Here is a 26,847-nt window from a genome sequence, read left to right on the forward strand (position 1 = left end):
GAGCCTTATCATACCGCCTCGACGCAGAAAGCGGCAGCGGAATGGTGAAAGTACCACCCCGCTGAGTTTCGGTTTGATGACCGGCGATTTATTATGCGCTACTTTACTGCTCTTAATTTGAGACGTCAACACATCTAGATGTCTATATGTCTTTGCTTATGGCAGTAAATGCCGCTAAAATTGAGGCCTTTGAAATTTCGATTCGAACCAAAACAACGAAGGTGCGCAATGGCAGACTGGGATGGCGAATACATCAGCCCCTATGCAGAGCATGGGAAAAAAAGCGAGTTGGTAAAAAAAATCACGGTATCCATTCCGCTCAAAGTTCTTAAAGTGCTTACTGATGAGAGAACACGCCGTCAAGTGAATAACTTACGTCATGCAACCAACAGTGAACTGCTGTGTGAAGCTTTCTTGCACGCCTACACTGGCCAGCCGCTGCCGACCGATGAAGATCTGCGTAAAGATCGTCCGGATGATATTCCGAGTGAAGCGAAGCGCTTGATGACCGAAATGGGCATCGCGTTCGAATCTTATGATGAGTGATCGATCGGCCACTGAATACGCGTAAGCGCACGATAGTCGTGATCAAAAAGCCCCTCGCTTGAGGGGCTTTACCTTTGCTGCGCTGCTGGATAAGTCAGCGATGGCTGATTTAATCCAACATATAATCTTTAGGCATAGCAATCCGCGCCACCCCAGAATCCACCGCCGCTTTCGCCACTGCCCGGGCTACGCGTGGCAGTAAACGAGGATCCATCGGTTTTGGAATAATGTAATCAATACCAAAACTGAGCTTATCCACTCCAGCGGCGACCAGCACTTCAGCTGGCACTGGCTCTTTGGCCAGTTGACGAATCGCATCGACGGCGGCCAATTTCATCTGTACGTTAATTTCACTGGCGCGCACATCTAATGCGCCACGGAAAATAAACGGGAAGCAGAGTACGTTGTTGACTTGGTTGGGATAGTCACTGCGTCCGGTACCCATGATCATATCATTGCGCACTTGATGCGCGATCTCGGGTTTGATTTCCGGATCGGGGTTTGAACAGGCAAACACCACCGGTTTGTCGGCCATCAATTTTAGCGCTTCAGCCGGTAGCAGGTTCGGGCCGGATACGCCTAAGAAGAGATCAGCACCGGCAATCACATCTTCCAGAGTTCGTTTGTCGGTATTATTGGCAAACAGCGCTTTATATTGGTTGAGATCGTCCCGTCGAGTGTGGATCACCCCTTTGCGATCCAGCATGTAGATTTTCTCACGCATCGCACCGCATTTGATCAGCAATTCCATACAGGCCACGGCTGCCGCTCCGGCACCCAAGCAAACAATGATACACTCTTTCAATTGCTTACCTTGCAGCTCTAACGCGTTGAGCATACCGGCGGCGGTGACAATCGCAGTACCGTGCTGATCATCGTGAAAGACGGGCACATCACAGCGCTCAATGAGGCGGCGTTCAATCTCAAAGCAATCTGGTGCTTTGATATCTTCTAAGTTGATGCCACCGAAAGTGTCGGCAATGTTGGCCACCGTGTCGACAAATTCGTCGATAGTGCGGTGTTTGACTTGGATATCAATCGAATCTAACCCAGCAAAGCGTTTAAATAGCAGCGCTTTGCCTTCCATCACCGGTTTAGAGGCCATCGGCCCTAAATTGCCTAAGCCTAAAATTGCCGTACCGTTTGAGATCACGGCTACCGTGTTGCCTTTCGCCGTGTATTTGTAGACATTTTCAACATTTTGCGCAATTTCACGTACTGGCTCGGCCACTCCAGGGCTGTAAGCCAGCGCGAGATCGTCGGCGGAGTCAGCCGGTTTAGTGAGCGCAATACCAATTTTACCTGCCGTAGGGTAAGCGTGGTAATTTAGCGCGCGTTGGCGAAACAGTTGTTCAGGCGTTGCAGTGAGGTGATGGTCATCGGACATAGGGCTGTTCTCTTATTTTATGGAAAAGATCACAATAGGTAAGGCAGAGATTATAACCTGCGAGATTGTAACCTGCCTCGGTTGGAAACCAAGCACAGCGTACAAAAAAAGTCACGATCTTGCTGATAAGACTGAGCAAAATGTGAATTGCGGAGAAAAAATTGCCAATCGATTGGATGTTGTTGTGGCTTATCAGTCGCAATCGGGATGGTAGAACCAGAGTTAGTGATGAAAAAAGGACGCCGTAGCGTCCTTTTTAAAATCGTGCGTAAGCAGTGATTACTTCTTCGCAGACAGTGCGCCGAAACGCTTGTTGAAGCGCTCAACACGACCACCGGTGTCAACGATACGTTGCTTACCAGTGTAGAATGGGTGGCACTTGTCACATACGTCTAAGTGCATAGATTCTTTGGTCAGCGTAGAGTTGAAAACGAAAGAATTGCCGCAAGAGCAAGTTGCGTTTACTGCTTTGTATTCTGGGTGGATACCAGCTTTCATGGGATAACCTCAATTTAGGCCGTGTCGCCATCCGCATCATGATCGGCGGACACCACACGTAGTGTTAAAAATAACCAGTTTGCATATCCAGAGAGGCTAACCCTCTAGGATGCCGTAAGGCGCGATATAGTAATGAATCTCGCAGTTAGGATCAACCGCTCTCGCTGATTATTTCGCCAAAAGGCTGGGTCGAATTTTTGCCAAGCTTCCAGTAGACTGTGATCCGTTTGATTTTTCGCTGTTTTGGACCCCAATGCGCCCAATCATTGCCCGAGTTTGTCTGCCTGTTCCGTTAGATAAATCTTTTGATTATCTGATCCCTGCCCATCTGTTTCCGATACTGGGTGGACGGGTGCAAGTGCCTTTTGGGCGGCAAACCTTAGTCGGTATTGTCCAATCGCTGACCCATCAGTCTGATTTTCCGATTGAACAGCTCAAATCACTGCAAGCGGTATTGGATGTTGCACCGGTGTGGCCGGAAAAGCTGCAAACCTTGCTGCATTGGTGTAGCCAGTTTTACCACTATCCGCTCGGTGAAACTTACGCCAATGCGTTACCCGGCGCGCTGCGTAAGGGCAAGGCAGCACAATTGACCAGCCATAAAGAGTGGCGTTTGACGGCGCAAGGTCAACAGCAACTGATGCAAGGTGTGAAACGCAGTGCGGTTAAGCAAGCGCAACTGCTGCATCTGTTGCAGCATGGTGCTTTATCTCACCAAGCCTTGCTGGATCAAGAGGTGAGTAGCACAACCCTCAAAACTTTAGTTGAAAAAGGCTGGATCGAGTGTGAGGAGTGTCAGCCGATCGTACGCCCTTGGCCATTAGAGCTGGAAGCTCAAGTCGATAAACCTAAGCTCAATCAAGAGCAGGCGATTGTGATTGCTGCGGTCAATAGCTTGCAAGGTTTTGGCTGCTTTTTGCTGGAAGGGGTGACCGGCTCTGGTAAAACTGAGGTGTATCTTAATTTGATCGCGCCAGTTCTGGCGCGCGGTGAGCAAGCCTTGGTGTTGGTACCGGAAATCGGTTTAACCCCACAAACCATCAACCGTTTTCGCCAGCGCTTTAATGTGCCGGTTGAAGTGATGCACTCGGCGTTGAATGATAGCGAACGCCTCAACGCTTGGTTGGCGGCGCGCGATAAAGTGGCAGGGATCGTGATTGGTACTCGCTCGGCATTACTGACCCCGTTCGCCAAATTGGGCATTATTATTGTTGATGAAGAGCATGACGGCTCTTACAAGCAGCAAGATAGTTTGCGCTACCACGCACGCGACGTGGCGGTGATGCGTGCTCATCTTGAGCAGATCCCGATTGTATTGGGTTCGGCGACTCCCGCCTTAGAAACCCTGCACAATGCACTGAGTGGCAAATATCATCACCTGCAACTCACTCAGCGGGCAGGTAATGCGCTGCCAACCCGCAATCATGTGTTGGATGTTAAAGGCTTATATTTGGAAAGCGGCTTGTCTGCGCCATTAATTGCCCAAATGCGCCAACATCTGAGCGTGGGCAATCAAGTGATGTTGTTTTTAAATCGGCGTGGTTTCTCGCCCGCCTTGATGTGTCACGAGTGTGGTTGGATCGCCGAATGTCAGCGCTGCGATGCGTATTACACCTACCATCAACACAGTGATGAAGTGCGCTGCCACCATTGTGGATCGCAGCGGCCAGTCATCCATCAATGCCAAGGTTGTGGTTCAACTCAGCTGGTCACGGTTGGCGTCGGCACTGAGCAGTTGGAAGCGCAACTACAGCACTTATTCCCCGAATATCGCTCGATACGCATTGATCGTGATAGCACTCGGCGTAAAGGCAGCTTAGAAGCGGCATTGAGCGCGATCCGTGCTGGTGAATATCAAATTTTGATTGGTACCCAGATGCTGGCCAAAGGTCACCATTTTCCTGATGTGACTTTAGTGGCACTGCTTGATGTCGATGGTTCACTGTACAGCAGTGATTTTCGCGCCGCTGAGCGTTTAGCACAGTTATTGATTCAAGTTGCCGGAAGGGCGGGGCGCGCCAGCAAACCGGGTGAGGTGGTGCTGCAGACTCATCACCCAGAGCACAGTTTGTTGCAAGCGCTGCTGCATAAGGATTATCACCATTTTGCGTTAACCGCTTTGCAAGAACGTAAGCTGGCGCAATTACCGCCTTATGCTTATCTCTGTTTATTTCGAGCTGAGGCGAATCAAGCGGTACAAGTTGAAGATTTTCTACGGCAAGTTCGAGAAACTTTGCGCTGCAACCCTTGGTTTAATGAGGAGTGTATGTTGCTTGGGCCAACGCCTGCACCATTGGCTAAACGAGCCGGCAAGTACCGCTGGCAACTGTTGCTGCAAACCCCTAATCGTGCGCTGATGCAGAAAATTTTGCACAGTGCTCGTCCGGCTGTGCAGCAATTACCGTTGGCCAATAAAGTGCGCTGGTCGATTGATCTTGATCCACAAGATTTGAGCTAGGCGAAAATAGCACGATTGGGAATAAATATTGTTAATTTTGTCAGCAAATTAATGCTTATTGTCGTGATGCATATCACGCCATCGATGCAAAAAATGTTAATCCAGCCGTAACTTTCTGTTCTGAATTGCTTAGACTATCGGTAAAATCCACCAGTGAATCGTTTTCGTGCGGCCCAAATGACTGATTTTTCCGCTATCGAGGGCGCGGCACATTTTGTGTCGCCAGATTGTTGCACACTAGAGTGAGATAACACTCAACTCATCCCTCCGGCAGTAAACGGTGTGATGTAACCCCTTAATTCAACTTAATCAAAGAGGTGTAAAACAAATGGCGACAATGAAGGATGTTGCCCAGCTTGCCGGAGTGTCGACCGCCACCGTATCGCGTGCGTTGATGAATCCTGAAAAAGTCTCATCTTCGACGCGTAAGCGAGTGGAAGAGGCGGTGCTGGAAGCGGGTTATTCACCAAATTCTTTAGCGCGTAATCTGCGCCGTAACGAGTCAAAAACCATTGTGGCGATCGTGCCTGATATCTGTGATCCCTATTTTTCAGAGATTATTCGTGGCATTGAAGATGCGGCGATGGAGCAAGGGTATCTGGTGTTATTGGGTGACAGTGGTCAGCAGAAACGTCGGGAAAGCTCGTTTGTCAATTTGGTATTGACCAAACAAGCGGATGGCATGGTGCTACTGGGGACCGATCTGCCGTTTGATGTCAGTAAGCCAGAGCAGAAAAACCTGCCGCCGATGGTGATGGCGTGTGAATTTGCCCCAGAACTTGAGTTGCCAACCGTGCATATTGATAACCTCACCTCAGCCTTTGAAGCGGTGAACTATTTAACTCAACTTGGACACAAACGCATTGCACAAATTTCAGGCCCGCCCCATGCGGTGTTATGCCAATTTCGTCAGCAAGGTTATCAACAGGCATTGCGCCGCGCTGGTATCCCGATGATGCCCAATTACAGCACGTTTGGCGATTTCACGTTTGAAGCCGGGGTTAAAGCGGTACGTCAATTACTGGCATTGCCAGAGCAGCCGACCGCGATTTTCTGTCACAACGACACCATGGCGATTGGTGCGATGCAAGAAGCGAAACGCTTAGGTTGGCGGGTACCACAAGATTTGTCGGTGGTCGGTTTTGACGATATTCAATTTTCGCAATATTGTGATCCCCCCTGACCACGATTTCTCAACCGCGTTATGAAATTGGTCGTCAAGCGATGTTGATGATGCTGGAACTGTTGCGTGGCCATGATGTGCGCGCTGGTTCTCGTTTATTGGATACTAAGCTGGTGGTGCGTGAGAGTGCGGCTCCGCCCAATAAAAAATAGCGATTAAGGCAAATGAAGTAGTCATGTAGCTAGGTGCTGACGGTGTGGCAGTCGCGGCTCGAGCGTTGGCACTCCACCATAAGTTGTTGCGCTATAACGCTATTATCTGGTCACGATCTACATTAATATGTCGGTAAATTTTGTGAAATTTGAATAATGACGTGGCTAATCGAGATTATGTAAGAGGCGGTCGGAGCACTAAAGCTGCGACCCGCAAGAAAGCACCACCGCGCGGTAAACCTTGGCGTAGTGGTTTGGTGGCGTTAGTGCTAGTGGTGGGATTTGGTTATGGGTTGTATCAGCTCAGTAATGATCCACAACCTGCAGCTAAGCCATCAGCCGCTCCCAGCCAATCCCAAACCACTAACCCCCCCCCAATCACCAATCTAATGTGAGCAAACCGTTACCGCTGCCCCCGCTGGAGAAATGGGATTACGTCGATTCCCTGCCCAACCGAGAGATTGCGGTAGTACCCAAACCGCAACCAGTCTCTAAGGTGCCTTACGTAATGCAGTGTGGTGCGTATAAAACTGCGGCACAAGCCGAAGCACGTAAACTGGATATCGCTTTTCAAGGCATTAGTAGCCAAATTCGTAAAAAAGCCGACAGCAGTTGGTATCGTGTGGTTCTAGGGCCTTACAAATTTAAACGTGATGCCGAGCGAGATAAGCACAAATTACAGCGTGCCAAAATTGAGCCATGTGCGATCTGGACTGAGGCACAATAATCCCTACCCATCCAGCTTAATTTTGACGTTAATCGAACTAGGCTGGATGGATGAAACTTGGCACTCAGCTATCATGCTTTTTTGGCTTCTCTGAGTGTGCTACCCCTACACGTGGATCCTGCTCCAGTGCTTGCTTGCCTTGCATAACCCGTTAAAAATCATAACAATTCACAACCCAAATCCACCGAGTAATATTATATTCTGCTTCCAATAAAAATTAATATAGGAATCAGACGATGTTACCTACTATTTCACGCTCTTCATCATTACCAGATTTAACCGCAGTTAAGCATCCAACGTTAGTGCGCTCACATTCTGCCCCCAGTTTAGGTGCCAGTGTCGTTAGTGTCGCTGCATCTAGTGAACAGCCGGGATTTGATAGTGTTGATGGTCGAATTAAATTTAGAAAATTTAATCTTGAGATCTTGACTCCTGGTGGTAAAGGAAAAATTGACATTAATAAAGATGGGAAAGAGGTAACTGTAGCTGTAGGTGTTGAAGTGCTAGGTTTTGGAGCTACTATGGAAGTTGGTGTTAAAAAGGAAGATGATGCAACTTCTAGTGATGAACGTCCAAAACTAATGCGACAAGATGCAAAGGATAAAGACCATAAACACCGTCTGTTTATTCGTACTTAATTTAGACTAGCGATAAATTAATTGGTTGATAAAGTGGTTTTATCAACCAATTAATTAAGCTAAATATTAAATTACGCTATGTCATTAACCAAGAACATTAATCATCCCATGATATTGTACTTGGTTGTTGTAGTAATGTGATTAATCATATAATTCATCATAAATAACGACTTACAATATCTAATAAAATATAATAATAAGGAGTTTACTTTGCTTCCCGTGAAAATAAATGTCAGTACACAGACCTTAGAAGGTGCAATACTTGCTAAGGCTGATAATAAAAGCTTATCAGAGAAAACTATCCAAAAAATGAGTGACATACTTAGCTCAGTTAAAAATAGTCCATATGATCAGCGTATGGCAACGTTAGCCACTGCACGAGATTATTTAGGCTTTGTTAAATCAACATTTGTTGAAAAACAAATCTCTAGCTTGATTTCTAAACAGCTAGAAAGAGTTGAAGATATCGCTTGCTTTAAAAATAGTACCGTTTCCATTGAACAAGCTTGTGCAGCGGTGATTAATCAGGTTAAGCCCAAAGATGTTGAAGTCTCTCAGCATTTTATCTGTTATGTAGCACGCTGTATTGATGAGCACTGTCATGCAAAAGTACAAGATTTAATTCATCGTGGTTTAGTTAATGAGCAAACAACACAGCAAATACATCAGTTGGCCAAAGATGCCAAACAACGTGCAGAAAGTTATTTTAATTGCTTGCCTAATTCTGCTGGAGCTAGTGCTTTACTTTCTGCTGTCAAAGTAAATTTAGATAAAAAAGATATGTTTTCATTCCTTACTAAAGAAATGAGGAGTGAGTTTTTAGCTGAGACGGAAGATCAGATGTATCACGTGCTTAATCAACAGCTCTTTGCTTATTGTCAAGCTAATCAGCTTTTCCCCATGAAAGATGGCTCTGCTAGTCAGTTGAATTTACAAATGATTGTCAATAATGCCATTCATTATGCTGAAAGAAAAAGCCAACAGTCAGCAGCGAGAAAATTGAGTGTGGTGGAGTTTAGTGCCCCATTTTAAATGATCTTAAATCAGTTTAAACATGATAATGATACCAAAGAGTAGGTATTGAGATCACAACCATTGATCTCATGCCTACTTTTTTTTAACCAATTCTATGCTTTATGGATTTGTTCAAAAAAGTCTCATAAGCATCGTAATGTTAAGACTTAAATGTGAAATTTAATAAATTTAAGCCGAGTAATAGGTCATGTGTTTCATAATATTTTATAAGTGTAAAAAAAAGTTATATGTCATAATTCTGTAACAATTTTCAGGGTGTATGATTTAGAGATCAGTATAATTTCTAGTTTGAAATAATAAGGCATGATATTCAGTGATTGATATTTATTTCTAACACATAACTTATATTGCTGTAGGTAGATTCTCTATTTAAACATCAATTGCTTGGTTTGATTTTTGACCGAGCAGAAAAATCATCATAATAGCAACCTAATGTCTGACTCTATCTATTTGTGTCAATGTTAAGCAGAGGTGGTCGTTGAGTATTTTTTTTAATGATTTAACTCGGGAGGTTTTTTTTCCCGAAAAAAAAGACTCTGAAGCACTCAGATCAGAGTTTGTGATTAATTTTACTGGTGTTCATAGTGTGGTGCTTGATCTGAATGTGAACCTAATGCCTAACCATGAGTTTAAATTACCAGAAAAAATAAATATTTCCAAAATGGTCACCTATGTTGGATGCAAAAAAAATCCTGGGCAGTGTGAAAAATCACAGAAAAATTGCCCATCTAAAATGAGTCAGACTAAACCGGTAACCAACTGCAAATGGAATTCCAGTGATCCTGATGATTGTATCGTATAATGTATACTTAGAGTATTTGAACATTAGTTAGTAGGATGAGTCATTTAATGCCTATTCGACTTTAAATTTAACATTCAAAATCTTTATTTATCCCAATCGCATTGTTGCCCAGTTCTTATTGGGATTTTTTGTGGCCTAGTAATAAGCCCCCCACTCATTGAACATCATCTTGCTGAATCGCGATAACTGATAATGCTAATATTTTATCATGGATAAATTTTTATTTAATCATCGAGCAATCGTTTGCATCTCATGCCTATGTTTTACTTGAATGTAAATTAACCAAATATCACATTACTTCACTACAGCCAAGAACAAGCTTGGGTTATAAATATTACACAATATCAATTAAGGTTTAAAAAATGCCAATTACTAATGTAAGTTCAACGTCAACAGCATCACAACTATCGTCAGTGCAACGCTCAAATGATAGTGATAGCGGTCATAAAATTGCTGATGCTATTGTAAATGTTTGTCAATCATCAGAACAACGCCCAATGACTTATTCCGGACAGAAGACATTTGATGGGTTAATGATTGCAGCCGCAGGTGTAGGTGTTTCTGCAGTTGGAACCATGATGGATAGTAAAGCGCTCACTATAGCTGGCAATCTAGTTTCCATAATGGGTTTAAGTACAGCTGCTTATGGTGTTAAAGAACAAGATCAAACCACGCTTGCCATGCAGCAACAAACGCAACTACAAATGGAAAGCAAAAAATAATCTAAATCTACTATTTAGATATTTATCTTGTATTGATTAGTCATATTAAAACCAATCCATTATTCTAATTAAGGGGTTGGTTTTATTTTTATCATATAATTTATAGTGATATTTATGAAAGCACCAACTATTTCTAGCGTTTCCTTACGATCTATTATTCATCTTCATTCACGTTCTGGCTCAGTTAATATTACCAGTGTTAAAAATACAGATCAAAGAAGTGGTGCCGACAATAGAATGGTTATTAAGGCAGCAAAGCCAGAACAATTAAATACGATCATTTTTAGAGGTGAGAGAATCCCGCCTCCATCTTCTGGTCCAGCACAATCACCACTTATGGTTAATGGCCAAATCGTTCCTCCTGCGCCAACAGAACCGCCTCCAAGACCACCAGTGGATAATTATGAGCCTAATCAATCTCCAGATGTAGCACAATTACCACCATCAAAGCGACATGAAGTAGTCCACAATCCATTATATAGCAGTATGCCTGATGTAGATAAAGTGGATGGAAATGGACTGAAGTCGATCTTGGTGACATCGAAAAGTTTACCAAAATTAAATCGAGTACATTTTGGTGATGAATAAGATGTAGTTAATACATCATTAGTACACAAACACTTACAGCCATCAGAACTAATTTGGTTGCTGTAAGTGCTTTTATAAAAATATCTCTCTTTATCAATGATTTTTCTGATCTTCATCCATTGACCTCAGTTACCTATCTCGATGTATTTCCCTACACGCTAAAGATTTTTTATCAACAATGCTAATCACCAAACTTCTTTAAGTGACTGGCCTTAATCCGCCAAATTACGTTAGCTAGCTCGATTAAATGCTATTCATTTAGTCAAATTTATGAATAAATGTGAAACGGGTGTTGTTGGTTGTTTTTTTGTTTAACGCATTGATTAATATAGCTTTATTTTGTGTGCAATCTGGCTTGATTTGCATAGAATATGGCTAAAAAGGAGATGCTTGATGAACCTAACATTCGATCCCAATACCGCTGTACTCGAAAGTACTGCTGCGGCTCACCGTTTTGATGCACAAACCAAAAGTGTGGCGTTAACCAGCCAATTATATCAATTGATTGAGCAGCTAAATGCGAAACAAGATCTTCGCGAACAAAGGATGAAACGTGCTGAAGAATTAGTCAGTATTGCTTATGCGGTCAGTGATTTACATGCCATGGAAATGGATGGAGTAGGCTTTATTGAAGGTACTGATATTCAGCGTATTGTCCAGCAATCTAAGGTGGCTGGGCAGCGAGTGAACGTACACGTCGATTCAATTGATAGCACTCAATTAAGAGAGGTGGTCGATGAGCTACTTGTAAATTACAGCGAGCAGGAAAATGGTCAGAAAGTTCAACCGGATGATGAAATTTATAATAAAATCTTTGATTTAATCGCAAATGTAGAATCTTCCTATGTGACCCCTTATCAGGAAGTGGCAGAAATCTTGGCTGATATGTATGCTGCATTTTCTGAGTTGAATACCGTGGTTACGAAAATGATCAGTAATGGTGTGCCAAATAAAGATGGCTCGGCAATGACTCTGGACATGACAGAGTTAAAAACAGCCGTCGATAATTTAGTAAGAACATTTACCGAGACTAATCCTGGTTATCCTAATTCACGAGATAGCATTGCGATTCGATTGAAAAATATTCAATTTTCAGCTGCGGATGAAGCGAAAGCTCGAGAATTAATCGAAGGTACCGGGTTAATCTTAGTTAATAAAGAGGATGGTAGCGGTGGCTTTTATCTATTTGTCGACTTGGATTTAATCAATAATTTAAATGAAGCAGTTTTTGCTCTATCAAAGAATGCGGAAGTAACAACTTATCAACTGCAATCTTTTGATACCGCATTTAAATCGATCGGTGAGCAGTATGCTAATAATATGCAAACCGGTGCTCAGAAGTATCAACGAACGATTTCACAGCAAGATAACTTTACCAAATTATTAAGTACTTTTATGCAAGCTAATGCTGATGCTAATAAGGGCTTTCTAGCATAGATACAATAAATAGTGAAATTAAATATGGAAAATATATCAGAAATTTTTGCAAACTTTGAAAATCTTGTTCCGCTGTTTAATGGTAAGTCAATCAAAGAACAAGCTGGGATCTCAGATGATGACGTTAATAATTTACATGCCATAGCCTGTGATTTTTATGATAAAGGCAAATTAAACGAAGCAGAGCAGTTTTTTCAGCATCTGTGCTTATTAGATAGTACCAATATTGATTATATCTTGGGCCTTGGCGCAGTTTTACAAAAGAAGAAACTCTACAGTAAGGCCGTAGATATTTATGCTGCTGGCCATATGGTACAGAAAAATGATTCTCGCCCCATGTTTTATGCGGGGCAATGTAATTTTTTTGATCGAAAATATGCTAAAGCCAGACATTGTTTTGAAGTGGTGATTAAAGATAATCATTCAAAAGATTTAACCACGATGGCGGAAATGTTTATCGACTCTATGAATGAGGGGAAAATATAATGATTGAATCCAGTAGTCTAAGCAGTAATTCAGTAGCACGATCTTTAGAAAATCGTCTTACTGGGGTTGATGCTAAAATTAAATCACTTGCGATTGAAAAAGCATCTAAAGTTGGAACGGAACAACACCAGAAAACGATGGCTCTTATGAGCCAAAAAGCAGAGCTGTTGTTAGCTCAAAAACATGGTGTACCACAAGATGTTACTACTCTATCTAATAGTGCATCGAGTGAGGTTAGTACGGAAGAAACAAAGAAAATTAATAAGAAAAATAATGAATCTAACTCACCATTAATGAAATCTGGCGATGGTTCTAGTTCAGAAACGGGTGGTGCAGATTTGGAAGAGACAGATCCTTCTAAACCATTAGACCCACCAACTCCACCAAGACCACAAGATATTCCACCGGGTTTTGCGTTAAGTTCTTTGGTTTCCACTAAAGATCACCACTCAATTTTAACCGGTATTATGAGTGCAATGTCGGCTTTAATTACTGAAGATGCGATTCGCCAAGTTGAATCTAACCGTGAGCATCAATTACGCACTTCAGAACTGAACATGCAGTCAATTCAAAAAAATGAAGTTGAATTTACTGAGCAGCAAGCCAAAGCGGAAGAAGCGCAAAAGGCGGCTTCATGTGTGATGCAAATTGTATCGGTTTTGGTAACCGTAATCAGTGTGGCACTAGCTGTCGTGACCGGTGGCGCGAGCGCTATTTTAATGGCGGGCATTGGTGTGGCGTTATTGGTGGTCGATTCTGCATTACAAGCGGCGGGTGAGAAATCATTAACCGATAGGATCCTCTCTCCACTAATGGATAATGTGATTATGCCTATGATTGAAGGCTTAGGCGGTATTATTAGTGATTTTCTTCAAGCGCTTGGTGCTGACGAGGCAGCAGCAAATATTGCTGGTACTGTATTAGCTTTAGTCACCATTGTTGCAGCGGTCATTGCCAGTGTATTGATTGCAAAGAACGCCACCATGATTAAACAGTTCTTATCCAAAATGAGTGATAGTATGTTTAACGCTTTATCAAAAATGACCCCAGGTGTGGTTAAGGCGTTTGGCAAAAATATTACATCAAGTTTGGATGAAGCTACCGTTTCATTAATGCGTAAAGTTAATTTAGGCCAAGTTAACCGCAGCTTTTCGACAACCTTTAAAACAGCAATTGATGGTGGAGATACCGTTGCTGAGGCTTTAAAAAAGGCTGAGCGGATGGCTGATGAAACCTTAGCCGCGGCACAGAAAATTGCTTCCGCCAAAATCGGTATTGTTCAGCAATCGGTGGCTTTGGGTGGCTCTGCCGTGGGCAGCAGTGCCAGTGTGGCTAGTTCAACCTTTAGTTATAATGCCACTCTTGCACACGAAAAATTACAAGCGATGTTTGCCCAAATGAATAGTAATGGTGATCTGTTAAAATCATCACAATCCAGCTTATCAAATATGATTGAACGCTCGAATGATATGATGGAGTTTGCTTTAAACGCACAGGCCCAAGAACAACAAACTGCACAGCATATTTTAAATATGTCAAGTAAAGGAGTGTAATTAAAATGAATCCAACTTTAAATATTAGTGATACTACAAAATTAGCTAGTCTTGTTCTTGCAGATAATATGGAAAGCTCAGCTAAAGCAATGAGCGAAGAGGTTAACACTCTTACATCGGCCAGAATTAACGGTGAAAAATTAGTTGATCAATCTAATCTTAGTGCAGAAATTTTGAAGCAGCAGGTTAAATCAACTGTGAGCACTACACCTGAGGTGGTATCGCAGCATAAAGCTGATTTTGAACAAGCTAGTGCTTATCTTGGGTCTGAGCAATTTAACACAGCGATGGAAATGGCACATAATCAATCTCCAGCGTTTGTAATGAATTTATTTGATCGTGGTTTTTCTTTGTTTCTAATGCTGCAAGAAGTATTTGAACAAATGCGGGATAATCTAAAAAGTTTAACTGGATCTTTGGTTAGCCTACGTGAAAAAGTGAGTGTGGCTCACCGAGATAATATCGTTACTAAAGGTCGCGAAGCGATGGCGATGGGGATCTCTTCAGCTGTCTTAGGGGCTACCGTTAGTGGTATTGGTACAGCATCATTAGTTAAAAATACTAATGCTGCCAAAAAAGACATGGTGGATTTAGGTAACACTCTACCACAGAAAAAGCTCACTTTAGATATGAATAAATCGACACTCGATGCTATGCCGGCATCGGATGTTAATACTCGATTAGAAATGAAAAAATCCATTGCTAATCTTGAGCAGGATATTGCGAGTGATAATTCGCGATATGATATCGCAAGAAGTAAAACGGATTTAAATCAAGTCAAAGGTATGGCAATTCAGGGTGCAGGTCAGACGGTTAGTGGTGTGATTGATGGCTCAACTCAAGCTATGAATGCGCAGAACCAAGCCGCAGAGAACTTAACTGAAACATCCATGCAAACGTTGACTGAAACTCAGGAAAAGAATGAAGATTTAGCTAATCAAATGCGGGAAGCATTGCAAGAAGCGTTGCGTTCAGCTGTGGCATTAACTAATGCTCAATCACAGTTATATAGTTCAGTATCCAGCAGTATTCGTTAGTTTTAAGATAATAATGCCATCTTAGTATGGCATTTATTTTTATTATGGAGTGTCTATGCCAATTAGCAACAATATACGAGTGTCTAGTACAGGCACTTTAAGAAATCAAATTATAAATAAAACCGACCAAAAAAGACAAGAATTATCTGCCAGCATTCATAATATTAGTGTTGATGTCACTGATGCTGCTTTTGCAAGCAGCACATTAAATCAAGCGAAAAGTGAAGGGTTATTACAACAAGCTAAGCGTGATATTGGTGCTGAATTAGATAAAGGACCATTTAATCAAAAAATAGATCAATTAGTTGCTAATTTACGTGCTTCTATGACAGTTGAAGATTTGCGCGATATGGCTATATCGGCGGCTCCTGAACTTGCGGAAAATATTCGAGAATTAAGTACGATTAATAGTTTGCTTGGTCAACTTATCAGTTGTAGTGAAAGCGAAACAGGCCAAGGACTATTTACAGAGCGTCAATTAAACAGCGTGATGGAAAAATTTGAGCGTTTAATCACAAAGGCGATTAACGATACCAAATCATCACATAAAGTCTCTTTCCAAGCGCAAGTCAGTCAGCTAGGTGAAGAGGTTCTTGAGCTGTTTCTTAAAATTCCTGAGGGACAGGAAGCAAGGCATCACTTTGAAAGTGTTGCGGTTGAAATTACCAGCCAATTATGTGCGAAAATTACCGATCTTGATCCTGGTTTAGTGGAGTCATCGATTGATGCATTTATCAATGCAACATCAACGGGATTCAATGGCTACGTCGAATACCTAGATCTGCTGAGAAGACTTCCTCTACTATTGGCTCAAGCGACAGATTTACCGCCACCAAGTAGTGATGAGGTAGATGGATTACCAAGACGCTCATCAAGTGAACCGATTCAAAAGGCTCTAAAAGATTACGGCGCTAAACATACCCATTATCATACCCATTATCACTATGGCTCTCAGGCAAGCACTCCAAGCGTTCCTGAGATGCCGAGCTTTACTTTTAATCCAACATTTAATCCGGTTTTTAATCCTGTATTTACTCCAACTTCTAATAATCAAGGTCAGTATTATAACCAATCGGCTCAGCAAGCCTCTCCTCAAACACCAGCTGTGGAAGAGGGCGTGACGCAATCATTAAATGATGCAGTATCTTCAGCTTCACCAGATGATGATTCAACGACGGCTAAACTCATTACTGCACAGGAGCCAACATTCTTAGCGAGTAGTGAAGAGGTGGTGCAAACTATGCCATCCAGCGCTCGATTAGCTGAGGCTGCAGCTAACTTAGCTGGTGTGTTAGATACCAGCGAGACAGGCATAAATCCTTTGGCTGCGAAGGCGAAAGTAGTTTCAGAAAAATTAGTTACGGCATTACAAGTGGCTCAATCTATTGCTGGAACAACTGGAACAACTGGAACAACTGCTGATGTTCAAGCTGTGGCCGCTAAAGTAACACCAACACAAGTTTCAACACTTTCAGCGAGTAATGAAGCATTGCCTCAGCCAGATTCTGCCAAGATTAGATTAGCGAAGGCAACGGCTAACTTAACTGGTGTGTTGAATATTTCTCAGACAAGCTCGCAGACTTTGGTTGAGGGAGCTAAGCGTGTTTCAGGAACCTTATTTGATGCACTGCAAGCGGCTCAATCAACAATTGCAGTGGCTGCTAAAGTCGTGCCAGGGCATGTTTCTACATTTTTAGCCAGCAGTGAAGAGCTTGCTCAGTCGGCTTCTTCCAAAATGAGATTAGCTCAAGCGTCAGCTAAACTAACCAAGGAGCTAGAGCCAGACTCTAGCGCAGAAGCGAGTGATCTGATTGCTGGAGTGAAGCGTGTTTCTGGTGCATTACTAAACACGTTAACAGCGAGCCAATCTACAACATCCGCAGCGCAAGTGGCATCGGTGGCGAGCAGAACCGTGCGTGAGCAAACGCCACAATCTATTGTGAGCAGTACAGTCGTGCATCAGCCTGCACTATCGACTGATCAAACAGTAAATGTGGCCACTGAGCAATCAATTGATCTCGGCACACCAGTAAAAGCATTAGCAGCCCTGAATGTGCAAGCGAAAGCCGTTTTAGCAAGCTTAGTTGATGGATTACAAGCACACCAAGCGGTTACGTCATCAGGTCCTATGCGTTTTGAATTGAAACGCTTAACTGCGGAAGCGGAAGATTATCTAACAAACAGTGATATTGTTCAGCTTAATCGACTTGAGCAGATCAATGGTCGTTTAGTTGGATTATTGAATACTGCTGATTCTAGTCAATCTTTACCAGCGTCTTTGCTGAGTGTAATTAAGAAAGTTGCAACTTCTCTAACCGATTTGTTAAAGGCAGCTCAACTATCAGCATCAGTAGTCTCTGGTGCTGTTGCTGCCGAGCAAAAACCGGTAACTAAAATTAAAGTTCCACAATTTGTTTCAACATTGAATGTCTCGCTAGCTAGGCCTTCAGTCGCGACTTTAGTTATGCCGTCTAGCCAGGCGACTGGTAGTGATGCAACAGATGCGGCAAGCCAAACAACTCAGCAAGAGTCATCTCTAGTTGATGCCAATCAATTTATTGAAACAGCGGATGTTAAGTTGCATTCAGTGGCAAAACAGGCCTTAAAAGTTACCCAGTCTGGATCGGTAGAAGTTTCCTTTAAGCTTGATCAAGATGGATTTATTGAGGCCACTGATGTAAAGCCGCATTCTGTCGTAACGAAAAAGGCTGTAAAAGTGACTCAAACGGGTGTTGAGGATGCTTCATTAAAGCCTGATCGTTCAACGAATGCGAAATTAAATGCAGCTAGTGCGGCCTTAGAGAAAACACTAAATCTCAATGAGTTAACGAGTAAGGAGCTTATTCAACAATATGGTTCACTCAATATTGGAGCACAAGCAGTGAAAACCTCATTGATCGGTGAAGCAAAAAATGTATCGAAACAATTAAGTCATTTACTAGTGGAGAGTGCTAAAGGATATAAAACTAGTTAGTGATGAGTAAATAATACAAGTCACATTACCTTAGGATAGCTCTCTACTGAGAGCCATCCTTGGTATCTTCGATAAACTAATTAAACAGAAAGTTATTGTTCTATCAATATTAAATTAATGATTTGTTTATAATCGAGAAACTTCAACTAATGGTTTGTCTTTCTCTTGATTATCTTTATCCCTTGGATGCAAATTAAGGACTCTTAATACTTTGGTTCCCAGTTTATTAGCACTGAGAGTGTTTTGTTTATAAACATCTGGTTTCCACCACTTTTCAGTGATAATGTCAAGCCAAGGAGAAACTTGTTTTTCTAAAAAGGTTTCGAAATGCTCTCTCGCCTCATTAAAGACAGTTTGATTAAAGGGCTGTTCATTGACTTTTTTCATCGATGAGAAGAAATTTTCTTTTAAAGCTATAATTTCGGCTTTGTCTGTATCGTTAGCCCGATCGATTAGTTCAGTAAAAAAGTAATCAACTTCCTTGGCTAATAAACCTTGTTGTTCGGAGATGTTTTTAAATAATTCAATATAGTTATGCTTGTTTTGTTCAAAGAACTCATCCCACTCAGGGTTGTGGATTGTTGATCCATGGCTAGTATAAGCATGGTTAAAACGCATCATGCTACATGTTAAATCATTCGTTCCAATATTCTCACTAATAATATTGGTTTTACTTTTACTTAAACCTAGATTGGCACCTAAAACAACCCCTACACCACCAGAAGCACTAATCTCTCCGCCTAGCGTTTGGGTAAGAGCACTCCGAGTAAATTGTTTTCTCCAGCCTTTACTACCAGGAAAACTATCATGTTGGCTATAATTAGGTTTAAACCAGCGAGTTGTATGGGATACCGCTATATTGCCGAACATATCAGGAGTAAAAGTCAATGAACCTACAAGCTCTCCCAGCCCTTGACTGGTTAATGTCTCAGTTATTTTGGTTTTAAGTTGCTCAAAATTTAACATACTTAAGGCTCCTGATGCCTGACCGGTTATAACAACTTGTATAAACTTGCCATCTTTGACTCGGCTACAATGTTTAAAGTCACGATGATTAATTTCTAATTTTCCTGAGAAAGGTCCGACAGATAAACCAAAGCTAGATTTATTGTCAATTAATTTTAAATTGAGAACATTAGGTAATGTTGTTAATTTTCTTAACTTTTGAGCTGAGTATGAGAAGTCTGGATTGTATATTAATGCCTCACAACGATCGATGATATCGGTATCTTCAATTTCTGGTTGGTTTAAATTTTGTACGATGTATGCATGGCTGGCTGCAGCATGCTGCAAAAATTGATGTCGGCCGATCGCAGACCATCGATCTTCTATGCTATGCTTTTCGGCTTTTAAAGCTTGTTTCAAATGTGAATTAGCATTTAAGTTTAATTTTTCACCATCGTATCTTTTTACAACACTATTATAATTGAGTACATCTCTCTCTAACACACTCAGCAGATGTAATAAATTTTTTCGACTATTATCAGAGTCAATTTCACCTTTCATTTTAATGTAAAACTCACGAGGCAGCTGACTGATTCGATTCAGGTCTTGTATAAAATGTTGATACCCCTCGGCTTTGATTCCTAGCAGAGTTATAGATTGGTTGGCTGAAACTTCTACCGCAGCTTCAAGATCTTTTAGTCCGGCATTTGTTTTAGCTCCTAGATCGATCGAAGTGGCGTCTAAATTCGCGATGTTAGTGAGCATATGGACGGGTTTTATACAAAAAACATCCGAATTTAAACCAAGGACAGATTGCATTAAGTCATTTAATCTCAGCGATGTGCTGTAAGCCTCTTGCTGAGCCTGATGCAAAGTTTTTCGGGATTTTAGTGATAGCTTGTCGATGAAAGAGTGTTTCATTTTAGATAATGAAAATTTAACCTTTTCATTTTTTGCCAAATGTTCGAGAGATGAAAACTCCTGTTGTATTATCTTTTCATATTTTACTTTTGCTTTGGCATTCAAATTTGCTGCTGTAAAATCAAAGTCAGCACCGCCATTGATTGAACTTGACGAGATATGTTGTGAAAATATAGTTTTATCATCATCAATAAATGTATTGTGGGTGATTTCAGTCTCTAATCCTGCGCTAATACTGGTGTTTAGACCTGTCGAATTAACTTTGGCACCTGAACCACAGCCAATATTTACACCCAGTTTAGTGGTGCTTTTAAATGCTGCATCTGCTTGTTTCATAAATTGCAATTCAGTCATTCTTTTTATAAGATGCTGATCGCTTTTCATTTTTACCCAGCTAGCTTCTAACTGAATGTTAATGAGTTTTACGAGTTCTTTTAGCTCTCCTTTAGGTAATAATCCTGAGAGTTTATTCATATATAACGATAATAATCCTAAGTCATGCGGATTTATTTTTTCATCACTACTACTATTCAGTAATGTATTCATTCTACTTAATGTAGCATCAATTTTTTTTATTTTAATTGAATTATTTAGATGTTGATTAAGTCTGCTTATAACTACAGATAAATCATGTGTTAAAATATTACCATCTTCATTACCTAGGACAATAGGTAATGGTGTGCTATCAATAATATTTTCATTACCTCCTAGTGTGGTTATTCTATCATTAGTATTCGATACCCTTGTTGTTGTAAGAGTATCTTTTCTTTTATTACTTAAATTACCTTGATTCAATCTATTAGTACTATCTATCCTATATGATTTATAATGTGGCATATTATATGTCCTGTTTATTGATATGGTATTAACTCATTATATAAAATCTCATCGAACATAAATTGAATATCGTCTAAAAAATAGAGGCTTTCATAATATTTTATTTATTACCTCATTGCTTATAACCTACCTACTTAAAACTGCGGCGGTGTTGGCTACGCTTGTTCACTGCAGTCACATGGTTTGTCTATACTCATAGGACTGATTTTCACCACCTGTAACTCCAAGTAATTTGGGAACAGATACCTATCTTAAGTTGCTATTTGTAATGAGTAAGCAGAATTCGTTATTATGTGTGTATATGAATATTGTGGTGGTGTGATACAGTACGCTAGCAATTCATGTAGGATGATTCTTACGGATTTGGCCATGTTAATTGATTGGTAGTAAAGGTTGTGTTGTTTCTATTGGTTGTTTTTTGATCTGATTGTATTTTGTACAGTTGTAGGGTGTTTTTTTACAAAAAGAGGCAAATCACTCTATTTCACTTTTTTTTTGTGCTAATCTGGCTAGAATAATTTCAATAGTGTTTCTAGTAATAAAGCATTAAAAGTCAGTCTCTGAAGTGGTGAATAAGATCTAAGCTATATCGATCCATGGAGTTACATGTAATGATTATGTATGTTTTAAATGTTGTTAATGAAAAGTTAACTATAGATGAAAGTTGTAATAGTATTACAGACTCAAGTGGAAATGAAATAAAATTACGATATAAAGAATCAAGCCTCTTAATGCTTTTGATTAAAAGGTATCCCAATAATGTTTCTAGAAAAGAAATTGCTGAAGAAGTATGGGCTGGTACCTATGTATTTGATGAAACAATCAATCAAACGATAAAGAACCTAAGGAATGCATTAAAAGATAAGAAAAAAGATATCATCAGCACAGTGCCAAGATTTGGTTACAAGTTAACTGTTGAGCCATATACTTTTAATAAAAGTCGATTTGGTTCTAATTCGATGCTTAATAAAAACTTTAAAAAAGTAAGAGTATATAGTTATGAAGACGTGTTACGTACATCTACTGGACGGTCCACTTAAACATGAAACAATTTATGTAGAAGATCAAGTTAGATTTATCTTTTATAAAGAACAGAAAGTAGAAGAGTACGAAACTACTGACTTTTTAATTAGAAGTGATGTGGAATTTATATTAACAGTTAATAAAGAAAAAGAGCTAATAAATCTTAATACTGAAGATGATATAAATGCTGTTTTCTTCTTTGAAGATGGAAAAATTGAAACGATTCCTATTCAAGGAAGTATGGATTTTTCTCTTTATAATGTAAAGAAGCTAAGTTTTTCATCTATTCCATTTTCAATGGCAGTCAATAGTGTTGAAGACCTTCAAGTGATTGAAAATTTATCATTTGGACAGAAAATAACTAAAAAAATGTTTATCTCTATTCTGTTGTTTGTAATGCTGATTAGTCTTATTTCACTAGCGCTATTTAAAGTTATGAGTGAAAAAAATCATAATTTATGGTTTGTTAATGAATTTCACTTAATGAAGCATGATGTAAGTAAATTAGCAGATGGTGATTTTATCGTAGAAACAAGATTAAGACATGAAATAACAGAATTTTTGAATCAAGCAAACTTGAATTTTATTAATTTTGATATCATCCATAATGAGAAAAAAGGTAAGGTAACTTTAAGAATTTATGTTTTTGAAATTGAACAATACCAATATGAAGAGGTTATTTTAAATAAATTCAATCGATGGATCGATTCAATTGATGTTCAAGTTAAAAATATTGATAACATGTATTCTGATTATAATAGAATAGCAGATAAATATGGATTGGATAAGATTGATAGTAAACTTCTAACCTTTAGTTTAATCCAGATTAATTTGAAGTCTAATAATATTAAATTTGATTCAATAAATAACGATGTTAGGGTTTTTTTTCAACGCTGGGGTAATCGATATATTGATTTTAATGTTATCCTAGAAGATGAAAAAGTTGTACCATTTGAGTTTATACTTAAAAACAACAATGGATTTGTAATTAAAACCCTAAGTGGTTACCAAATATAAAGAGAGCGTTATGTCAATCAGTACATTTTCAATAACAACAAATTTTGCGACTACTCCATCAGAATTACCGGGTGATCATGGAACTTTGCATGATGTAGTTTTGGGTTATGATCAAGAGCTTGTTAATCTTCAAGAGGCATTAGATAAAGCTTTGGCTGATATTAGTGCTAATCCCTCTGATCCTGGTGCTCTTGCTCGTTTTCAAGCAGCACAAGCTGACTATACGACGTTTAAACAATTTGTTTCTAACCTAGTAAAGTCTTATCGAGACTTGGACCAAAGTATAGTAAGGAATATTGGCTAATGGTTAAATCAATTCAAGGAGTTGAGGTTTATAAAGAACCATTAATTATCAGTAAAGTGGATACAAATGATATAGGTTCAATAGACTCTTTATTTATCGAAGCTGTATCTAATAAGGTATCGGTAATGCAAGATGTAAAATTAAGCATCAATAATGCATTAAGTGATCCAACTTTGATCTCTGATCCTGCCTCTCTTGCGAAAGTACAAGCGATGATGGCAGATTATAGCCTCAATATCTCTTTATTTGAAAAAATAGCGCAAAGTGGAATTAAGGCGGTCGATACATTGGTGAAATCGTGAAAAATATACTCGTTGTTATTTTTATGTTTTTTTTGTTTGGCTGTAAACAAAATGATATTGTTTTTAATGTGTCAGCACAGGAATCCATAAGAATTGAGTCAATGTTAATAGATAATGGGATTATTCCAAAATCAAACAAAAATAAAGATGGCTTTACAATAAGTGTTAGTAGTGAAGATAGATTGCGAGCAATCAATTTACTTTCATTTTATCGCATGCCAAGTGAATCAAATGTAACAATGAATGATCTTTTTCCAGTTGGTGAATTGGTTGCAAGCCCTTTTTCTGAAAAAAATAGGCTCTTATTTGGTGTTAGTAGCCAGTTAAAAAGTTCTATTGAGACTATTCCTGGAGTAATCACCGCTAGTGTTGATTTATCCTACGATAGTAAAGATAAAAAGGCATCTGTAATAGTTGTTCATCAAGAGTCTCTAGAGGTAAGCGAAGATTTTAAAGAAAGCATTAGGTCTATGATTGTTAATGGGTTCGGCGATGTTGATTTTGCTAATGTTTCGGTAAGTTTTTACAAAAAATCCTTTAATCCAGTCCTTTTAAGTCAAAAGGATAGCAATTGGATTTATTATGTTTTTGCTTTATTTTTAACTATTCTTTTGGGTGTTTTATTCAGCAATGGAAAATTTATTATCTCGAAGATTAAAGATTATCGAGTTCATGCAAAATCCAGAAAATTATAAATTATATAATTCTGAATATAATGAATTTCTATTGGAAAATGGGCTATTAGATAAGTTTGCTGTGATTAATTATGAGGATAATTTATCGATAGATAATTATTCATGTATAGAGTATCGAGTTCTATATCAAATCATATGTTTAATTGCAATAATTAATACGACGGGTGGTAATTGTTCATACCTAATGAATGAAATTCCAATGTTTGATCGAAGAAAGGTTTTAGCATTATATTCACAAATGCTAGCTAAACGAACGCTTAAACTTGATGTCGCTGTTTCATATAATCAAATAATTATATGGTGTTATCAACATCAGCTGATCTCGGAACTTGAAGCGAATAGATTAGTTAGCAATAGTAATTTTAATTTTGATAAGACGATAGAAATTGATTGCCTTAATGAAATTATATTAACTAAAGGTTTAGAAAACTATGTTAAAGACTATATCTGATCAAGACTTTGAAAGTGACAAAGTAACTATCGAATTGTATAAATCTTATATTAAAGTTGTCGATATGGGATTGAATGCTCTATTAAAAAAAGAAAGGGCACAGCTTGATTCGGAAAGAGACTTTATAATAAATTTTTATAATGAACTTTCAAAAAAATTAGTATGTGAGATTGTCAATGAAACTTGTATTAAAATTGAAGAGTCATTGAGAGATATCACGGTTGATTTTGAATGTAATGCCGAATTTATTAAAAGCCTTTTGATGAAAGATATCGATACCGGAGCATCCATCAGTGATATAGTTTGTCGAACAAGTTCAAAAAACATTTTAGAAATTATTGGTAAAAAACTAAATGTAATTTATGATGAAACTATTGATGATCGAGTATTTGATATTTCGTTTCGAGGCATAAATAAAACAATAGACATCGAATGTCTTGAAAATGATATAGTTAGGGAGTTAAGGGTTTGCAAACAAAAAAATTTAGCTACCCTAGAACATGTCAAAATGAAAAAACCACACTAGGATTATATTTAAAGTATTCTGGAGGTCTTCTGATTGATATTTATCGAAGTGAAGATGAAATTTCGCTAGAAGTTTCTGGAGATTTGAACTTAATGTCTGAATTTATAATGGATTTGACGGTTAACATATGCTACGTAAGATAAGTAAGAATGCTGCGTTAATTTTGTGTTTATTGAGTTTTAACGTTTCGTCTGCCGTTATAAGTCTACGAGATAGTAAGGTCAGTAATTTTTTTGATGCAGTTTCTATTGAAATTGGTCGTCCAGTTATTCTAAGTAATAAGTCTGAAGGGTTTAAATTGTCAGGCGATATCGATATAAGTAATCCTTTAAGTGCAATCAATGATGTTGCAAATAAGTTGAACTTTATATGGTATGATAATGGCTATGCTATATATATCTATTCATCTAGTGAAATAAAAAATGAATTTTATTCTATAGAGTCATTGGATGATTTTAATCAAATAAAGAAACATTTGGTCATGACCGGGTTATTTGATGATAAATATGAGCTTAGATATACTCAAGGTGCGGTTTTTATATCTGGACCTCCTAGCTATGTATCGATCGTTCGAGACACAATTTTAGCTTATTATAATAGCTTAAAAGATAAAAAGGTTAGTCCTGATGCTTTTGTTGTTAAGTCGTTTCGTCTTAACAATCGTTTTGTTAGCGATATGAAATATATTGTAAGAGGAAATGAGAAAGTTATAAAGGGTGTTGCGAGTGTAATCAGAGAAATTTATGACTCAGGAAAATTTTCGGCTAAGGTTGAGATTGTTGAAGATTACTTAAACAACACCTTATATGCCAAAGGGTTAGCTAAAGATCTAGTCGATCTAGATGATATTATTAAAAATGTTGATATAGCAAGAGAACAAATTCAAATATCATTATGGATTATTGACGTGGATTCAAACCAAGTTAATCAGCTAGGAACAAAATTGGCTGGACAATTCAATAGTGATTTTCTTGATGCGAGCTTAAATGCTACATCGAATATAATTTTAACCCAAGAAAATAGCTTTAAGTTTGTTGCTTCTATTGCAGCTCTTGAGGAGAATAAAAAAGCTAAAATCTTGTCGAAACCAGTTTTATTGACACAAAACAACACACCGGCAGTGATAGACACAAATGAGACGGTTTATGTAAGACTATTAGGTGAAAATGAAGTTTCATTGCAAGCAATCACATATGGGACTATCTTGAGTGTAAGCCCAAGGATTAAGAGTAACTATAGTGAAAATAGCTCTGAAATTGAAATGATGGTTGACATTGAAGATGGTAATCAGACTGGTATTGATATCGATGGAATCCCCAACATTCGTAGAAGTGTTATATCTACTATAGGTAGGATTAAAAATAATGAATCATTATTATTAGGTGGTTTTATCAGATCTGAAAATAGTGAAAATATACAAGGTATTCCATTTTTAAAAGATATTCCTATCATTAAATATATTTTTTCTTATAAAGTTAAAAACGAATCTAATGTTATGAGATTGTTTCTTATTGAGCCTAAGATAGTTAGTGATAGACAAGAGTTTATTGATATTGAAGCTCTGATTAGTCAGACATATAAATCATTAAATAGGTAATAATAA

23 protein-coding genes and 2 pseudogenes are annotated in these 26,847 nt (G+C 39.0%); 22 read left to right on the forward strand and 3 right to left on the reverse strand.

The genetic code is table 11. The features are described from left to right. Positions 1–228 precede the first annotated feature (228 nt). Positions 229–546: a met regulon transcriptional regulator MetJ gene (gene metJ / locus G7083_RS07100; RefSeq protein WP_166014147.1), complete on the forward strand. Its 318-nt coding sequence runs from the start codon at positions 229–231 to the stop codon at positions 544–546. 109 nt (positions 547–655) lie between these two features. Here the strand turns inward: metJ and G7083_RS07105 are convergent, their stop codons facing one another. Continuing rightward, positions 656–1,933 carry a malic enzyme-like NAD(P)-binding protein gene (locus G7083_RS07105; RefSeq protein ID WP_166014148.1) on the reverse strand — a complete coding sequence of 426 codons (1,278 nt, stop codon included), beginning with the start codon at positions 1,931–1,933 and terminating at the stop codon, positions 656–658. A 279-nt stretch (positions 1,934–2,212) separates the two neighbouring features. After that, positions 2,213–2,431, reverse strand: coding sequence for a 50S ribosomal protein L31 (gene rpmE / locus G7083_RS07110; RefSeq protein ID WP_166014149.1), 219 nt, complete (start codon positions 2,429–2,431; stop codon positions 2,213–2,215). Between the two features lie 253 nt (positions 2,432–2,684). Between rpmE and priA the strand changes: the two genes are divergently transcribed. The 13 genes and pseudogenes from priA (at position 2,685) to G7083_RS07175 (ending at position 18,223) form a co-directional block, all read left to right on the forward strand. Next, the gene (gene priA, locus G7083_RS07115) at positions 2,685–4,889 is read left to right on the forward strand and encodes a primosomal protein N' (RefSeq protein WP_166014150.1); all 2,205 of its coding nucleotides are present in this window, start codon (positions 2,685–2,687) and stop codon (positions 4,887–4,889) included. Between the two features lie 328 nt (positions 4,890–5,217). Beyond that, a pseudogene (cytR, locus tag G7083_RS07120) lies at positions 5,218–6,224 on the forward strand (DNA-binding transcriptional regulator CytR). A gap of 161 nt (positions 6,225–6,385) precedes the next feature. Next, a pseudogene (locus G7083_RS07125) lies at positions 6,386–6,951 on the forward strand (SPOR domain-containing protein). A 236-nt stretch (positions 6,952–7,187) separates the two neighbouring features. After that, on the forward strand, positions 7,188–7,589 hold the full coding sequence (locus tag G7083_RS07130) for a hypothetical protein (protein ID WP_166014151.1): 402 nt from the start codon (positions 7,188–7,190) through the stop codon (positions 7,587–7,589). A gap of 210 nt (positions 7,590–7,799) precedes the next feature. Next, positions 7,800–8,621 (forward strand): hypothetical protein, encoded by an 822-nt coding sequence (locus tag G7083_RS07135; RefSeq protein ID WP_166014152.1) that lies wholly within the window; start codon positions 7,800–7,802, stop codon positions 8,619–8,621. 481 nt (positions 8,622–9,102) lie between these two features. Then, the gene (locus G7083_RS07140) at positions 9,103–9,426 is read left to right on the forward strand and encodes a hypothetical protein (protein WP_166014153.1); all 324 of its coding nucleotides are present in this window, start codon (positions 9,103–9,105) and stop codon (positions 9,424–9,426) included. Positions 9,427–9,788: 362 nt separating this feature from the next. After that, the gene (locus G7083_RS07145) at positions 9,789–10,148 is read left to right on the forward strand and encodes a hypothetical protein (RefSeq protein ID WP_166014154.1); all 360 of its coding nucleotides are present in this window, start codon (positions 9,789–9,791) and stop codon (positions 10,146–10,148) included. A gap of 114 nt (positions 10,149–10,262) precedes the next feature. Then, positions 10,263–10,736, forward strand: coding sequence for a hypothetical protein (locus G7083_RS07150; RefSeq protein WP_166014155.1), 474 nt, complete (start codon positions 10,263–10,265; stop codon positions 10,734–10,736). Positions 10,737–11,129: 393 nt separating this feature from the next. Continuing rightward, complete coding sequence (locus tag G7083_RS07155) at positions 11,130–12,173, forward strand: IpaD/SipD/SspD family type III secretion system needle tip protein (protein ID WP_166014156.1); 1,044 nt, start codon at positions 11,130–11,132, stop codon at positions 12,171–12,173. A gap of 24 nt (positions 12,174–12,197) precedes the next feature. Next, positions 12,198–12,659: a tetratricopeptide repeat protein gene (locus G7083_RS07160; RefSeq protein ID WP_166014157.1), complete on the forward strand. Its 462-nt coding sequence runs from the start codon at positions 12,198–12,200 to the stop codon at positions 12,657–12,659. Further along, positions 12,659–14,212: a type III secretion system translocon subunit SctE gene (gene sctE / locus G7083_RS07165; protein WP_166014158.1), complete on the forward strand. Its 1,554-nt coding sequence runs from the start codon at positions 12,659–12,661 to the stop codon at positions 14,210–14,212. Before G7083_RS07160 ends, sctE begins: the two co-directional genes overlap by 1 nt. A 5-nt stretch (positions 14,213–14,217) precedes the next feature. Continuing rightward, on the forward strand, positions 14,218–15,249 hold the full coding sequence (locus G7083_RS07170; protein ID WP_166014159.1) for a hypothetical protein: 1,032 nt from the start codon (positions 14,218–14,220) through the stop codon (positions 15,247–15,249). Positions 15,250–15,304: 55 nt separating this feature from the next. Then, complete coding sequence (locus tag G7083_RS07175) at positions 15,305–18,223, forward strand: hypothetical protein (protein ID WP_166014160.1); 2,919 nt, start codon at positions 15,305–15,307, stop codon at positions 18,221–18,223. A 126-nt stretch (positions 18,224–18,349) separates the two neighbouring features. Here the strand turns inward: G7083_RS07175 and G7083_RS07180 are convergent, their stop codons facing one another. Further along, positions 18,350–20,926 carry a hypothetical protein gene (locus G7083_RS07180; protein WP_166014161.1) on the reverse strand — a complete coding sequence of 859 codons (2,577 nt, stop codon included), beginning with the start codon at positions 20,924–20,926 and terminating at the stop codon, positions 18,350–18,352. 611 nt (positions 20,927–21,537) lie between these two features. On the opposite strand from G7083_RS07180, the gene G7083_RS07185 reads away from it, so the two are divergent. The 8 genes from G7083_RS07185 to sctC all read left to right on the forward strand — a co-directional run bounded on the left by G7083_RS07185 (position 21,538) and on the right by sctC (position 26,841). Beyond that, positions 21,538–21,966, forward strand: coding sequence for a winged helix-turn-helix domain-containing protein (locus G7083_RS07185; protein ID WP_166014162.1), 429 nt, complete (start codon positions 21,538–21,540; stop codon positions 21,964–21,966). After that, positions 21,926–22,966 (forward strand): hypothetical protein, encoded by a 1,041-nt coding sequence (locus tag G7083_RS07190; protein WP_166014163.1) that lies wholly within the window; start codon positions 21,926–21,928, stop codon positions 22,964–22,966. Before G7083_RS07185 ends, G7083_RS07190 begins: the two co-directional genes overlap by 41 nt. A 10-nt stretch (positions 22,967–22,976) precedes the next feature. Continuing rightward, positions 22,977–23,270 carry a type III secretion system needle filament subunit SctF gene (gene sctF / locus G7083_RS07195; protein WP_166014164.1) on the forward strand — a complete coding sequence of 98 codons (294 nt, stop codon included), beginning with the start codon at positions 22,977–22,979 and terminating at the stop codon, positions 23,268–23,270. After that, entirely contained in the window at positions 23,270–23,572 is a 303-nt protein-coding gene (gene sctI, locus G7083_RS07200; protein ID WP_166014165.1) for a type III secretion system inner rod subunit SctI, read from the forward strand. The genes sctF and sctI overlap by 1 nt, the downstream gene beginning before the upstream one ends. After that, positions 23,569–24,267 carry a hypothetical protein gene (locus tag G7083_RS07205; protein WP_166014166.1) on the forward strand — a complete coding sequence of 233 codons (699 nt, stop codon included), beginning with the start codon at positions 23,569–23,571 and terminating at the stop codon, positions 24,265–24,267. Before sctI ends, G7083_RS07205 begins: the two co-directional genes overlap by 4 nt. Further along, complete coding sequence (locus G7083_RS07210; RefSeq protein WP_166014167.1) at positions 24,245–24,718, forward strand: hypothetical protein; 474 nt, start codon at positions 24,245–24,247, stop codon at positions 24,716–24,718. The genes G7083_RS07205 and G7083_RS07210 overlap by 23 nt, the downstream gene beginning before the upstream one ends. Then, the gene (locus G7083_RS07215) at positions 24,699–25,244 is read left to right on the forward strand and encodes a hypothetical protein (protein ID WP_166014168.1); all 546 of its coding nucleotides are present in this window, start codon (positions 24,699–24,701) and stop codon (positions 25,242–25,244) included. The genes G7083_RS07210 and G7083_RS07215 overlap by 20 nt, the downstream gene beginning before the upstream one ends. Before the next feature lie 127 nt (positions 25,245–25,371). After that, entirely contained in the window at positions 25,372–26,841 is a 1,470-nt protein-coding gene (sctC, locus tag G7083_RS07220; RefSeq protein ID WP_166014169.1) for a type III secretion system outer membrane ring subunit SctC, read from the forward strand. Positions 26,842–26,847: the final 6 nt, after the last annotated feature.

Source organism: Vibrio sp. HDW18 (genome assembly GCF_011306175.1).
GTDB lineage: Bacteria > Pseudomonadota > Gammaproteobacteria > Enterobacterales > Vibrionaceae > Vibrio > Vibrio chanodichtyis.

Excerpts from the sequence above, each read along its gene's own strand:
- G7083_RS07175 (WP_166014160.1), top strand. The coding sequence starts at position 15,305 with ATGCCAATTAGCAACAATATACGAGTGTCTAGTACAGGCACTTTAAGA.
- priA (WP_166014150.1), top strand. The coding sequence starts at position 2,685 with ATGCGCCCAATCATTGCCCGAGTTTGTCTGCCTGTTCCGTTAGATAAA.
- G7083_RS07180 (WP_166014161.1), bottom strand. The coding sequence starts at position 20,926 with ATGCCACATTATAAATCATATAGGATAGATAGTACTAATAGATTGAAT.
- sctC (WP_166014169.1), top strand. The coding sequence starts at position 25,372 with ATGCTACGTAAGATAAGTAAGAATGCTGCGTTAATTTTGTGTTTATTG.
- G7083_RS07105 (WP_166014148.1), bottom strand. The coding sequence starts at position 1,933 with ATGTCCGATGACCATCACCTCACTGCAACGCCTGAACAACTGTTTCGC.
- rpmE (WP_166014149.1), bottom strand. The coding sequence starts at position 2,431 with ATGAAAGCTGGTATCCACCCAGAATACAAAGCAGTAAACGCAACTTGC.
- G7083_RS07160 (WP_166014157.1), top strand. The coding sequence starts at position 12,198 with ATGGAAAATATATCAGAAATTTTTGCAAACTTTGAAAATCTTGTTCCG.
- G7083_RS07185 (WP_166014162.1), top strand. The coding sequence starts at position 21,538 with ATGATTATGTATGTTTTAAATGTTGTTAATGAAAAGTTAACTATAGAT.
- G7083_RS07145 (WP_166014154.1), top strand. The coding sequence starts at position 9,789 with ATGCCAATTACTAATGTAAGTTCAACGTCAACAGCATCACAACTATCG.
- sctI (WP_166014165.1), top strand. The coding sequence starts at position 23,270 with ATGGTTAAATCAATTCAAGGAGTTGAGGTTTATAAAGAACCATTAATT.
- G7083_RS07130 (WP_166014151.1), top strand. The coding sequence starts at position 7,188 with ATGTTACCTACTATTTCACGCTCTTCATCATTACCAGATTTAACCGCA.
- sctF (WP_166014164.1), top strand. The coding sequence starts at position 22,977 with ATGTCAATCAGTACATTTTCAATAACAACAAATTTTGCGACTACTCCA.
- G7083_RS07170 (WP_166014159.1), top strand. The coding sequence starts at position 14,218 with ATGAATCCAACTTTAAATATTAGTGATACTACAAAATTAGCTAGTCTT.
- G7083_RS07190 (WP_166014163.1), top strand. The coding sequence starts at position 21,926 with ATGAAGACGTGTTACGTACATCTACTGGACGGTCCACTTAAACATGAA.
- G7083_RS07215 (WP_166014168.1), top strand. The coding sequence starts at position 24,699 with ATGTTAAAGACTATATCTGATCAAGACTTTGAAAGTGACAAAGTAACT.
- sctE (WP_166014158.1), top strand. The coding sequence starts at position 12,659 with ATGATTGAATCCAGTAGTCTAAGCAGTAATTCAGTAGCACGATCTTTA.
- G7083_RS07210 (WP_166014167.1), top strand. The coding sequence starts at position 24,245 with ATGCAAAATCCAGAAAATTATAAATTATATAATTCTGAATATAATGAA.
- G7083_RS07150 (WP_166014155.1), top strand. The coding sequence starts at position 10,263 with ATGAAAGCACCAACTATTTCTAGCGTTTCCTTACGATCTATTATTCAT.
- G7083_RS07155 (WP_166014156.1), top strand. The coding sequence starts at position 11,130 with ATGAACCTAACATTCGATCCCAATACCGCTGTACTCGAAAGTACTGCT.
- metJ (WP_166014147.1), top strand. The coding sequence starts at position 229 with ATGGCAGACTGGGATGGCGAATACATCAGCCCCTATGCAGAGCATGGG.